Annotated in this window: 13 protein-coding genes, 2 tRNA genes, 1 pseudogene and 1 riboswitch; of the genes and pseudogenes, 3 read left to right on the forward strand and 13 right to left on the reverse strand. The window is 41.2% G+C overall.

Translation table 11 applies throughout. The annotated features are described in order from the left end of the window. Positions 1-39 precede the first annotated feature (39 nt). From H538_RS25650 to H538_RS0115520, 6 genes and pseudogenes are all read right to left on the reverse strand, one after another. A protein-coding gene (locus tag H538_RS25650) for an IS3 family transposase (RefSeq protein ID WP_245595249.1) occupies positions 40-1,370 on the reverse strand; the annotation gives its coding sequence in 2 pieces (ribosomal slippage) (positions 40-998 and positions 998-1,370; 1,332 coding nt in all). A gap of 198 nt (positions 1,371-1,568) precedes the next feature. Then, a pseudogene (gene tnpA / locus H538_RS26595) lies at positions 1,569-2,068 on the reverse strand (IS200/IS605 family transposase). A gap of 191 nt (positions 2,069-2,259) precedes the next feature. Beyond that, positions 2,260-2,336, reverse strand: a tRNA-Pro gene (locus H538_RS0115495). Between the two features lie 31 nt (positions 2,337-2,367). Further along, positions 2,368-2,446, reverse strand: a tRNA-Arg gene (locus H538_RS0115500). Between the two features lie 330 nt (positions 2,447-2,776). Beyond that, positions 2,777-4,195, reverse strand: a complete 1,419-nt coding sequence (locus H538_RS0115510; protein ID WP_026678386.1) for a Na+/H+ antiporter NhaC family protein — start codon at positions 4,193-4,195, stop codon at positions 2,777-2,779. Positions 4,196-4,432: 237 nt separating this feature from the next. Beyond that, positions 4,433-5,056, reverse strand: coding sequence for a LysE family translocator (locus H538_RS0115520; RefSeq protein WP_026678387.1), 624 nt, complete (start codon positions 5,054-5,056; stop codon positions 4,433-4,435). A gap of 102 nt (positions 5,057-5,158) precedes the next feature. On the opposite strand from H538_RS0115520, the gene H538_RS0115525 reads away from it, so the two are divergent. Then, complete coding sequence (locus tag H538_RS0115525) at positions 5,159-5,899, forward strand: alpha/beta hydrolase (RefSeq protein WP_026678388.1); 741 nt, start codon at positions 5,159-5,161, stop codon at positions 5,897-5,899. A gap of 41 nt (positions 5,900-5,940) precedes the next feature. On the opposite strand, the gene H538_RS0115530 is transcribed toward H538_RS0115525, so the two are convergent. Genes H538_RS0115530 through H538_RS0115545 form a run of 4 tightly spaced genes read right to left on the reverse strand, consistent with a single transcriptional unit; the run spans position 5,941 to position 8,883 of the window. Continuing rightward, positions 5,941-6,837: a LiaF transmembrane domain-containing protein gene (locus tag H538_RS0115530; RefSeq protein WP_026678389.1), complete on the reverse strand. Its 897-nt coding sequence runs from the start codon at positions 6,835-6,837 to the stop codon at positions 5,941-5,943. Further along, positions 6,834-7,907, reverse strand: coding sequence for a hypothetical protein (locus H538_RS0115535; RefSeq protein ID WP_026678390.1), 1,074 nt, complete (start codon positions 7,905-7,907; stop codon positions 6,834-6,836). Before H538_RS0115535 ends, H538_RS0115530 begins: the two co-directional genes overlap by 4 nt. Further along, on the reverse strand, positions 7,904-8,344 hold the full coding sequence (locus H538_RS0115540) for an anti-sigma factor family protein (protein ID WP_026678391.1): 441 nt from the start codon (positions 8,342-8,344) through the stop codon (positions 7,904-7,906). Before H538_RS0115540 ends, H538_RS0115535 begins: the two co-directional genes overlap by 4 nt. Further along, entirely contained in the window at positions 8,341-8,883 is a 543-nt protein-coding gene (locus H538_RS0115545; RefSeq protein ID WP_026678392.1) for an RNA polymerase sigma factor, read from the reverse strand. Before H538_RS0115545 ends, H538_RS0115540 begins: the two co-directional genes overlap by 4 nt. Before the next feature lie 339 nt (positions 8,884-9,222). Here H538_RS0115545 and H538_RS0115550 point away from each other — a divergent pair, with 339 nt between their 5' ends. Continuing rightward, a complete protein-coding gene (locus H538_RS0115550; protein WP_026678393.1) occupies positions 9,223-9,684 on the forward strand; it encodes a hypothetical protein in 462 nt (153 codons plus the stop codon). 103 nt (positions 9,685-9,787) lie between these two features. On the opposite strand, the gene H538_RS0115555 is transcribed toward H538_RS0115550, so the two are convergent. Beyond that, positions 9,788-10,384 carry a YdcF family protein gene (locus H538_RS0115555; protein WP_026678394.1) on the reverse strand — a complete coding sequence of 199 codons (597 nt, stop codon included), beginning with the start codon at positions 10,382-10,384 and terminating at the stop codon, positions 9,788-9,790. A 190-nt stretch (positions 10,385-10,574) separates the two neighbouring features. Here H538_RS0115555 and H538_RS24060 point away from each other — a divergent pair, with 190 nt between their 5' ends. Continuing rightward, a complete protein-coding gene (locus tag H538_RS24060; protein WP_035351118.1) occupies positions 10,575-10,970 on the forward strand; it encodes a spore germination protein in 396 nt (131 codons plus the stop codon). 41 nt (positions 10,971-11,011) lie between these two features. Here the strand turns inward: H538_RS24060 and H538_RS26180 are convergent, their stop codons facing one another. Together H538_RS26180 and H538_RS0115570 are read right to left on the reverse strand one after the other, a co-directional pair. Next, positions 11,012-11,476 carry a hypothetical protein gene (locus H538_RS26180; protein ID WP_026678395.1) on the reverse strand — a complete coding sequence of 155 codons (465 nt, stop codon included), beginning with the start codon at positions 11,474-11,476 and terminating at the stop codon, positions 11,012-11,014. Positions 11,477-11,499: 23 nt separating this feature from the next. After that, positions 11,500-11,582, reverse strand: a riboswitch (cyclic di-GMP riboswitch). 114 nt (positions 11,583-11,696) lie between these two features. After that, a complete protein-coding gene (locus H538_RS0115570) occupies positions 11,697-12,251 on the reverse strand; it encodes a histidine phosphatase family protein (RefSeq protein WP_026678396.1) in 555 nt (184 codons plus the stop codon). Positions 12,252-12,520: the final 269 nt, after the last annotated feature.

Genomic DNA, 12,520 nt, shown 5'->3' on the forward strand with positions numbered 1-12,520 from the left:
GTGAAGTGTACCCTTTGTAAAGGACATTTTAAAAAAAGCCTAGGCAGTTTTAGAAAGATGATCTCTGTATTGAACAGGGGTCATCTTTTTTAAATTCCATTGGTATCTGTAACGATTGTAATACGTCATGTATTGTTTAATTTCACGTTTTAATTCATCCAAGGTTGAACAAGGCTTTATATATGCCTCATCCTTGAAATGACCAAAAAATGATTCTTGAGGGGCATTATCCCAACAGTTTCCTCTTCTTGACATAGATTGGCGTAACCCTAAACTTTTCACCGATTTTTGGAAGTTAGGGTGTGTATAATGGAAGCCTTGATCCGAGTGAATTAAGGCATCTTTTGCTTTCTTGAAATTTCTATTTTTCTTTAATTTTTTTAGCGTGTCTGTTGCCAAATCGATTGTCAGGCGATCTGAAACATTATAAGCTACGATTTCATTGGTGGAAGCATCTTTAATCGTTGATAAATAAGCTTTTTGACCTTTCCCGTAAAATAAATAAGTGATATCAGTAAGAAGAACTTTTCCGGGTACATCCTGCTTAAATTGTCGATTCAATAGGTTTGGGGCAACTCGGTGTTCCTGTGTAGCCTTCATCATTCGTTTATAAGGGTTTGCCTTTCTGATGGGGCAAATAATGCCGTATTTCTTCATGATACGTCGAATACGCTTCAAATTATAGACAACATTAAATTGACCCGCCAAAGTCATTTTGATTTGACGTGCCCCTTTCTTACGTCTTTTGAAGTGAAATGCTTTTAAAATAATCTCCTTAATTTCCTCATCTTTTTCATTTTTTCGCTTTCTTTGTTCTTGTGACTTCGCTGAAAAATAATTATAATAGCCACTTCTTGAAACACCTGCTATTTCACATAGGTACTTCACCATATGTTTTAATTGATATTTTTCAATCACCGAACGAATAAGGACATACTTTTGGCTAGGGGGAAGTACTATTTCCTCATCCCCCTTTCTGCAAAACGAATCTTTTTTAACAGTTCATTTTCTGCTTTTAATAAGTTTATTTCTGCCTCTAAACGAGCATTTGTCTCCTCTAGAGTAAGTTCTCTTTCTCTTGGGCGCCCTGAATTCCCAGCTCTAGAGTCACGTAAGCCCATAATCCCGTTTTTCTTGTAAGCCTTTTGCCATCTCTTACTCGCAGATTTAATTCTTTCTGTCCCCAAAATTTCAGCATCAAACCCACAATCTTCAAATATTTCTCTCGCAAATTTGCCCTTCTCTTTTTCAGCCATAAATACATGCTTAAATTCATCAGTATAAGTGATCCCTTTTGAACTTACGGATTTTACGTATTGATTAGATAATAGTAGTTTAACTTCTTTTTCTGTAAAAATTTTTTTACTCATAATTTCTCCGTCTCCATGCTGATTTCTCTAGTTGTATTTCTTTATTATACAAAAATGTACCCTATAGGTAGGCTTTTTTTATGTGTCTACTCTATAGGGTACATTTTAGTGATAACGGGTGGTTTTCTCTAGGCTGGAAGCCTTTGTTACTGACCAAACCCTAAAGGGCTACTGAATGGTTCGCCAGGTGTACTACTTCTACTGGCCAGGCCTCAAAGGCCTCCTACTTATTTTCTTTACCTCTTCACCTGTAATGGATCAATATATTCCATCATCGTTAATTGTTCTGCGACTATATCATCCTGGATCTGGTTACGTATATATTCTTCTATCACCTTCTTGTTTCTTCCCACTGTATCCACATCATATCCGGTACACCAAAATTTTCGGTTCCCGTACCGGTATTTCAAATTGGCATGACGATGAAATATCATCAAACTGCTTTTTCCTTTTAACTATCCTACAAATGCGGACACACTTATCTTAGGGGGAATACTTACCAACATATGTATGTGATCTTTACATGCTGTTGCTTCGATAATCTCTACACCCTTTCTCTCACATAGAGTGCGCAGTATTTCTCGTATGTCCTTTTTGATTTTCCCATAAATGATTTGCCTTCTGTACTTTGGGGCAAATACGATGTGATACTTACAATTCCATTTCGTGTGTGCTAAACTATTAGTGTCTTTGGACATAAAAACTCCTCTGTATGCTAATATTTTGGCTGACGAACCAAAAATTTTTAGCACCACAGGGGAGTTTTTTAATACCACGCTGAAAGCTTTTTGGAACCCTAGGCCTTGCCAGGGGTTTTCTTTTCCACAAACAAAAAAGCGGCATTTCAGCAAACTGCCGAAATACCGCAAGATGATTTTTTATGTAATACTGGTCGGGAAGACAGGATTTGAACCTGCGACCCCCACGTCCCGAACGTGGTGCTCTACCAAGCTGAGCCACTTCCCGTCTAAGAAAAGCCTTATAACAAGAAGTAATATGGCGCGCTCGAAGGGATTCGAACCCCCGGCAGACGCGGTACCGGAAACCGCCGCTCTATCCAGCTGAGCTACGAGCGCTTGAATTTTTTATCGAAAAAAGAGACGGCGTTAAAACACCATCTGACGCAATGACTATTATACGACAAAATCCACTTCATTTCAATCAAAAAATGATCACTTCTTCCCTCTGAGGAAGAGAACATATTCTTTACTAATGAAAAATACATTTTACCGCTTTTACCATTCCTTTTAGGGCGCCCCAAAAAAGCAGCGATAGGGCTTCGGAAAGCGCAAATTCGCGAAGGTTAACAGGTTCGTTATACTTTTTCATACCATTCCCCTTTCGAAAAGCGGACTTTATGTTCAGTATATCGCTAAATCAATGGTTCGTGAACCAGATTCAGTCTATTATTTAAGGAAAAATGCAGCGAGTCCGTAGGCAACCGTTGCGATTGCGGCCGCAACGAGCCCGGCTTTCAGTTTATAGTTGGCATAGGAAATGACTTCTAAATCGAGAATCCCGGCCATTGTGTTTGTATCATCGCTTAGCGGAGACGAAAATGAACCGAAGCCGCCGCTTGCAAAGACGGCCCCGATGACAAGCGGAAGTGGCGCTCCTGAAACGTGTGCCAATGAGACGCCAAGCGGCATCAATATCCCCCAGGTGCCGAGCGAAGAACCGATAAAATAAGAAATGGCCGCCCCGAGTAAAAATAAAACCGGAGGAACGAAAGCGGTCGGAATCCAGCTGACATGATGGGAAACAAAATCCGCAAAGCCGAGTTCATTCGTCACTAATGATAATGCCCAGATCACTGACAGCAACATAATGACATTCATCAATTCATTGCCGCCGTTCACAAACTCTTTAAGCAATTTATCTAACTTAAACTTCTGGCACATAAAAAAGATAAACGATAAAATGATGGTGCTAATTAAGGCGACAAGCATTTCATCAAGGACATCCGCTTTAACAAACGCTTTAAAGCCATGAAAACCTTTCGCATGCCCGCTGTACCACGTTAAAAACAGCGTCAACCCGATAACGAGAATAAGCGGGATTAGAAGATTCAATGGTTTTTCCGGCAAATCTTTTGCGACGACCGGATGGCAATCTTCCCACCCTTTCGCTTCTGCTTGCTTCATATTTTGCGGGTCTTCATTTTTCTCCACTTTCTTTTTGGAATGATGAAAAAAGCTTAAATAAAGCCCGACGAGTATGATGGCAAATGAAAAAAAGTTAAAAGGAATGCTTTTTATATACAACATATAAGGGTCCGCTTGTATATGTTGATAAGAAAGCGACTGTTTAATGACCGATGTCATATACCCGACAAACGCCGTCGCGATCGGAATAAGCGAGATGACATTCGTTCCGGTCAAATCAATGATGAAGCCTAACTCTTTGCCGCTCATTTTGATTTTATCCAGCAATGCCCGCATAATCGGCCCTACGGTAACCATCCTGAAACTTGGCGCACTAAATGTGCCGAGTGTGGACAGCCACGTAATAATGAGCGTGCCACGCTTTGTTTTAATACGGTCGCTAACCCATCTTACAAATCCTTTGATCCCGCCTGTATGTTTCATGATGCCAACGAGTGCGGTAAAAAGGTATAAAAACATCGCTACTTTAAGGTTAATTTGATCGGAGAGCGCTTTGACAATATGGTCGACAACCGCATGGATGCCACCGACCGGACTCGGATGAAGCAAATAACCGCCCGCAATTAAACCTAAAGTTAACGAAGTCAATACACGTTTTGTAAAAATCACCAGCAGAATCACAACAATAAAAGGAATTAAAGAAACCCAATGCCCGCTCATTATCATCACCCTTTTAGATCACTTCATAAAATCTGTTCATAGCATGTAGCAAATCGGGGAAATTATGCCTATTTTCGAGCGGGAGTATGAAAAAGAGGCTTGATTCACGGCGTTATTTTCCAAAATTCATTTTTTATTTTCCGAAACTCGTCATTTATTTTCCAAAAAGCAAATTTTATTTTCCAAAACTTAAAATTTATTTTCCGAAACCCCCATTTTATTTTCCAAAGCCCTGATTTATTTACTCATTAACGCCAGACGGACCCCGATGATTGAGAAAATAGATGCTTTCGCATAGTTGATGGCACGGGCTACCTCTGGCTTTTCCAGGAGACTCCGGCCAAAGCTGCCCGAAAATAATGCGATGAAAGAAAATATAACAATCGTTTGCGCCATAAACAGAAGTCCGAGTACAATCATCTGGCTAACGGGGCTGCCAGCGTCCGGCGTGACGAATTGCGGAAGAAACGCCAGGAAGAAGAGCGATACTTTCGGATTTAATACATTCATGAATATGCCCCTCCGGTACAATGCGGGAAGGCTTTGTTTTTTCACCTTTTCAGCTTTCGGCGGCTTTCTTGCTTCGCGAAGAGACTGCCATGCCATATAGAGTAAATAGAATGCGCCAATGTATTTGATCATTTGAAAGGCAACATTAGAATGATACAAAATGGCGGAAATTCCGAGTGCAGCGGCCGTCGTATGGACCGTAATCCCCGAACACAGGCCAAAAGCTGTCGCAAGCCCCGCTTTTTTCCCATAAGAGACGCTTTGCATGACAACAAAAAGGTTGTCTGGCCCTGGCGCAATCGTCAACAGCATCGATACTCCGAGAAATGAAAGAATTGTAGAAAGATCCATATTCCTCTCTCCTTTATGAAATTTTCAATCTATTCTAAATTAATCTTCTCCCATATACAACAAAAAAGAAATGATAAGATAACAGCAAAGGAGGTAAAAATCATGAAGATCATTTCTCCAAAGCCGTTTACATATAGAGGCGGGAATAAAGCCGTTCTTTTGCTGCACGGGTTTACGGGCAGTACGATCGATGTCAAAATGTTAGGGAACTATTTACACGAGCGCGGGTTTACGTGCCATGCGCCTTTATATAAAGGGCATGGATCGGGACCGGACGAGCTCATTCAAACTGGTCCGGATGAATGGTGGCAGGACGCGCTTGACGGCTATCATTTTCTTGAAGCTGAAGGGTTTTCGGACATTGCCGTGGCAGGCGTTTCTTTAGGAGGAGTATTCTCTTTAAAAATCGGCGCGGAATTGCCGGTAAAGGGCATTGTTTCGATGTGCGCCCCTATTCAAGAAAAAAGCCTGGACGACTTATATTTGCGTGTACTGAATTATGCGAAGCAATATAAGAAAATAGAAGGAAAGGATGATGAACAAATCCGGGCTGAACTGGAGGAATTGAAACAGCGGCCAATGCCTTCCTTAAAACATCTCCAGCAACTGATTGTTCATACGCGAGAAAAACTCGCATCCATTTCCTCACCCATTTTTGTGTTGCAAGGTTGTCTGGATGAATCGTTATATCAAGAAAGTGCCCGTATCCTTTATAATCATGTCCATTCGGAAATCAAGCAATTGAAGTGGTATGAACAATCCGGGCATATCATTACGTTAGGCAAAGAACGGGAGAAAGTATGTAAAGATGTATATGCCTTCTTGCAATCGTTAAATTGGTGAAGCCGCATTTTCACTTAGAAAAATGCGGCTCCCTTAAGTTGTTACTTTCGAATAGAAAGTTCGTCGCTACTCGTAATGGAAAGGGTCGGCTCATCCTTTCCAGTGCCGTACGTCCCTTTGTACATCGGCGATTGATCGCCATCCTCCGCTATTTTTTCCTTATTGATCCAATTTAACTCTTTTGGAAGGGCGCTATACGTTTCGGCTTTAATGTTCATCTTCGCTTTTTCATCCAATCTTACAGCGACATGGCCGGCATCCTCGATGCGCCAGTCGTTTTCCAATTGATTTGGATAGACAGCTATTCCCTGGTGGTCCCCGCGAACGTCAAGGTTCACATTTTTCGGGACGATCATCGTCGGATTGATCCTCGTTTCTTGTTGAAACATACCCGTTTTAACCGGCGGATTTTTGATAATGACATACAGCGTATTGCCGGCCGTTTTTGCCGTTACATAGTCTTTTGCAGTTTGGATCTCCTGTTGTTCCCCGAAATACGTGCCGAACAGTTGTATATCATTCGCTGAAGAACTTTCGATATTCACGTGTTGGTCCACTTCAAGGACAACGTTTTTCACCGATCCGTCAAGCTCCTTTTTAAACGCTGGCAACTCATACGTTTTATACTCTGTTTTGATTGATTTTTTCAGTTCATCAATAAACCCTGTGGATTGAAGAAAGGTCATCCCGATTCCAATTGTGCCGATGACAGCGACAAAAAAGATGCTTAAAAAATCATACGTAATCAATGCGTTTTCTTCTTTCTTTAAAAAATAATAGATGAGCATTTCCAGACCAAGAATAATTAAAATAGCCGGCCACCAGACGACAAACACATTATACGTCCAATCCTTATTAAATTGGGACAGAAGCAAAATGCTGCCGAGGAATACAAGGGAAAGCCCCATTGAGATCGTTCCGACACGCCATCTCCTCATTGTTCACGCCCCTCCTTCTTTTCTTTACTGCCAAATAGCAGCTTCAGCCCGCCTGCGATAATTAAAAATGAAACAATGGTCGTTTGAAAATAGACGTCATAGAACATTTGAACATTGACGTGAAGGAAAGCCTGGAGCTTCGGCCCAAATACCGGCATGACGACATGGTCAAACAGGTAAAACACTCCGAGCACGATCAGGACAATGCCGATCCATTTTTGATGATTGGAAAAATAAGCAATAAGCGGCGCATCCTCGAGCGGTTCCTTCCCATGTTTAGTCGCCTTTTGCAAGCAATCGAAAAAACTGAAAAACCAGAGCAACGGAATAAGGAACAAAAAGACCAGCAAATGCAATACGTCTAAAATATAGATGGCAAGCAAGAAGGAAGCCATCAGTTGAAACCCGCGCCTTTGCAGCCCTAAATACATATGGCCGGCACCTGGAAAGATCGCAAGCAAGGTCGCTATCGTTTTGCTCTTCTTCCCTTCTTCCCGTTTTTCTTCAAAGTCTTCCAGGATCGTCCGGTCAAAAAGCACTTCCCCACGCTGTTTTTTATTTAACTGCTGGACGACATCATAAAAGCTGTAAATCCAAACAATTGGCAAAACGCCGAGAAAAACAAGAAACCCGCCTTCATTGGAGATAACAGCAACAAAGAGAATCATGACGATAAGTCCGAAAAAGCCAATCATAAACGTCAACCCGCGGTTCATTAAGCCTAAATGAAAGTGGCCTAAACCTGGCACAAAGCCAAACAACATCGTCTGCGAACGTTCGGATGGATCGGTAGGGCTGAGCTGCCCGTCCGTTGATCCCGAAATCGAGATCCCTTTTAGAAGGGTGACAATCATATCGAGCATGTTAACGAGCCAGATGGCTGCTACCAGGAATACCATAAGCAAAATGGGCCCATCATCCGCATGTATCACGAAAAGAAAAAAAACCAAAGCCAAACAGCCAAAAAAACTGATGCTATATAAAGCTCCTCTTCCTTTTTTGTTTAAATAAAAATGGCCGACTCCGGGGAAGAACGCCAGGAGAAATGCCGCCAACGGATGCCGATTCATTTATGATCTCCTCCTTTGTTTTTTTGAATATTGATAAAATCAAGCAAGTGAAGGGTTTTGTCCATCATATTTTCGCTAAATGAACCGTCTTTCTTTTCCACTTGCTTTTCTTGCATTGAATTTACGTAAGATGCAAGGTGGGCAAAAAACCCTGAAGATGTAAGCATAAGCGTAATTGAAGCTGCAATCCCATAATGAATGAGCGTTCGGTAGGAAGATGATTTCTTTCGCACGGCTTGCCTTTTCACAGCAGGCGCTTGAAGCTCCTCCTCACCCATGTAAGTCGGCATTTCATCCGTCTGCGAATCAAGAGCCCTCATATAGTTCTCAAGGCAATCATCGCACGTATACAGGTGGGACTCATATTCTTCGCGCATCTTCTCAGGTAATTGATTACGAATATACGCTTGCCATTCATGCTCTGTATAATGGTTCACTTAAAATCCTCCTCCTTCCAATGCTTCTTCATCCAGCTTCGTCCCCGGTGAAGTTTCATTTTCACATTCGCTACTTCAAGATTCAGATCGCTTGCGATTTCTTTATAGCTTTTTTCCTCTATGTAAAATGCATAGATGACATCGCGATAATTGCCCGGCATTTCATCAAGGTGCCTGTGAACCGCTTCTTTCGTTTCTTTATGTAACAACGGAAGTTCGACGAGTTTGCCAGAAGAGGCATGTTGCTTCAATGCCTCATCATCCATGCTGTCCTCTTTTCTTCTTGCGATCTTCCTTTTCCAATCGATGGAATGATTAACAGCAATTCTCGTGATCCACGTTTTTAACCCCTTTCCATTGTACCGGGGGAGAGCACCGTGAATTTTCATTAACACTTCCTGTAGAACGTCTTCCGCATCTTTTTCGTTTTGAAGCACTGAATAAATGACGCGAAATAAGTAGTTGCGGTAGTGCTTCGTAAACTCGTCAAATGCCTTCTCATCCCCTTGAAGCAACTGTTTGACAAACTGTTCCTCCAAATCGCTCTCACCCCCTTGTTCTTGCGAATCCCGCTTTTCATACTATTGACGAAATGAGCGTGAACAACTACTACACTATTTTTAAAAAAAGTTACAAAAAAGTAATATACAAGTTACATCGTATATCCTCATCTTTCCAATCGGCTGGCGAATTTCTATAGTAAGAAAAACTTAAGTAAAAATACTAATATACTGTGATACGATAGAAAAGGAAAAAGAAGAGGATCCCTATCATATACATAAAACAAGCAGAGAAACATTTTAATTTCTTGCAATAGTGAAACATTTCCCTTTTGAAATTCGTTAATAGTATAAAACCACTTTTATAAGGGTGAGGATATGGGTAAAAAATTGATGGTCATTGTAATGTTTGCTTTAGTCTTTTCGTTAGTTAGCCCGTTTTCTATGAAAACAGCGGAAGCCTCAAGAAAGTCCCCTAAAATCGGCGATGTTGAAACGCTTTCGTATAAAATGTCCGCTTCGATTATTAAAAGGGAAATACATAGCTCGAAAGTGACGAAGGCTGCCGCCAAAAAACTAAGTACGAATTTAGCTTCCGGTGTATCGGTTTATGCAAAAAACGTTCTACATGGCGGATTCATTTCGATCAGCACGAAAACGCTCTCTACTATTATCGGTTTACGATCGGAATCTCAAATTCAAAAACTGAAAGGCTATTTATCTTTGATTAAAAAGAAAAAGGTAAAAGGAATTAAAATAAAAGTGAAATACCGCTATTCAAAAATGGCCGGATCAAAAGGCTGGTTCCCGAGCGGCAAAGCGGTTTTATCCACTTATTAAAACGCTATAGCGCCCTTTCGTTTCCCAGGATAGTCCTCTCACAGTGGCTATCTTTTTTTATGAAAAAAAATTTGACAGCATGTATGAACCTTTCAAACAGCTGTCAAATCTCTACTTCTTCATCTTTTATAATCCCTTGCCGGGAGTATTTCGCCAATGCTTCAACTTCATGAAGGACGGCTTTTTCTTCGTCAGGGTTTTCCCACCAGTTATTTTTTGATGTCCGGTCTGCCTCACACATCGAATATTCAATCCAGGAAGGCATGTAAGTTTGCAGAGTAAGCAGGCACCTGCGCATATGCGAAGGAGAGCTTACGATTAAAATCCGCTTAATTTTCTCCAACCCGATTTTACGCTCCAAAACGAGCAGCGAGGCCAGCACATTTTCCGTTGTATTTGCCGATTCTGTTTCTAAAAGCAGGGCCTCATCCGGAACCCCCATTTTCAGCAGCTTTTCGCGCATCCACTCGGCTTCTGATTGCTCATTCTTTCCCCAGCGAATGCCCGAACCTGTTAACATAATATAAGGGGCCCTCTTGTTATGGTAGAGTTCAGCCGCTTTTACAACGCGACGAGTCGCTTTCCCGCCAAATACAAAGATGCAGTCCCCCGCTTTTCCGTCATCGCCTTTTGTGCCAAAAACAAGATTGGTGATTTGTTCGCGTGATAACAGCTCCGGCTGAATTTCAGAAAGCAACATACATAACACCACCTTGTACATCTTACTATTATCATTATATGAACAACTGTAAAAAATGCTTTACTTATCTCCAAACAGACTTTAATTAGGCGTACAGGAACTTCACCTTTTTGTCATTTTAGAATAAAAATATAGAAACGGACAAGTTTGGTTACTAACCTATTACGATATTTTGAGAGGAGATTTTTGATTGCCTGATTTTAAAAAAGGTCTTATTCAGATTAATGATTTAGCGGATGGGACGGTCAATTTTGGCAATGTGGAATGCGTTTCACCGAATCACGCCGAGAAACACTATGCAGGCGCCGGGTCTAGCAACAGGGGGGAAGGAATTCAAACCATTTCTTACTACAGCACAACAACGACGATTCAAAAGGGCGGAACCACGACCACAACAACGGTTAACCCGGATAAGACCATCACGATAACAACTACAAATCCAAATGGGGCTACAACGACCACGACCGTTAATCCGGATGGATCTGTCTCGACTACGACAACAAACCCGACTTCTGAAAAAAAGAAGGCCGCATCTAAGCGGCCATCGAAAACAAAACGCAACAACTCCCAATTACGAAAAAAGTAGAAAAGAAGGTTTAGCCTCCTTTTCTACTTTTTTCAAATGAGTTATTTATTAAATTCGTTCTCGATTACACTATCAATATCTTTCTTCGCCTGATCTAATTGGGCGCTGGCATCTTTTTTCAAGTCGTTCTTTTTATCCGTGATCGCTTGTCTTTGGGCCTTTTCTGCTTGCGCTTTTTTCTCTGCATAATATTTGTCGAGTTGTTGTTTGTTGTTTTCCTTTAATTGGTCTTTATAATCAGAGACCGATTTTTTTGCGTCTTCGTTTAAATTATTCACATCTTCTCTAAGTTGGCGAATAACAGCATCTTTCTTGTCATTCGTTTCTTTTTCGAGATCAGGAAAAACGAGACTCATAATTTTATTGTACAACCCGGTGAACGATCCTTGATATGCTGCATAAGCTACAGTTCCGCCAATGGCTGAAAAAGCGATTGAGCCAGCGAGTATGTACGGTAATGCTTTTCTACCAGACTTTTTTACAATTTTCTCTCTCTTTTCTTGCATAAAAAATACCCCTTTCTTTACTAACGAAAGCGGTCGGTTGCGCTACTCGCTCGACCAATCCTAAGCGCCCACATACAGAATTGGCTTCATCACTCCCACATATCATTACAGATCATACAATATTTTTCTTAGATAGTAAATACTTAAATCGGTCAATTTTTGTCTATTTTTTTGGAATAATGATAAAAAAGAAGACTGCAATAGGTGCAGTCTTCGCTTTTTAGGAGATCCATATTCTCTTTACGGCGGCCAATGACTCCCCGGAGAATGTTAACTGATAAATATCCGGCATTTGCAGCGATTGCCAGAATGCAAAATCATACTGCGGGTCAAAATAATTCATAATCAGCACCATGAGATTCCCGTGCGTGCCGAGAACGATGTTTTTCCCTTCATACGTGCGGAGAATCTTCAATATTGCCCCGATTCCCCTTTTTTGGGCTACCATGTTCGATTCTCCGCCCTCAAAGCAAAATTCAGGGTCTTCCCACACTTTGCGAATCGCTGTTTGAAAGTCGCTAACCGGCTCTTTTGACAACTTCCTTTCCCTTAATCCGGGCTCGATTTGAATTTTTAAGTGAAAGTGGTCGGCCACCCCTTTAATCGTTTGAATCGCACGTTTATAAGGGCTTGAAATGGCGACCTCTATATTTTTTGATTTTAAACAATCAGCTACTCTTTTTGCATCGAGAAGCCCTTTGTCTGATAGCGGGCGTTCGAGTTCGTCCGGCGTATAAACGGAATGGGCATGGCGGACAAAAAATAGATTGGTCATATGAACTCCCTTTCTTTCTAGTACCCCTTCAGCTAAGATTTTCACCTGTTAAAAAGATAAGAAGCAGGATCAAACTTCCCTAGCGGGGGCTATTTTCATGGCATTTGGACAATAAACAGTCGATTTCCGACAATAAATAGATACTATCGGACAATAAACGGCCTCAGTTGGATAAAAAAATTAGTCTATTTTTCACTTATTATCCAAAAGTAAGATTTTATTGTCTAAACCGGATGATTTATTGTCTAAATAAGAGCACTTATTGTCCG

It is taken from the genome of Fictibacillus gelatini DSM 15865, assembly GCF_000430745.1.
In the GTDB taxonomy this organism is placed as follows: Bacteria; Bacillota; Bacilli; order Bacillales; family Fictibacillaceae; genus Fictibacillus_A; species Fictibacillus_A gelatini.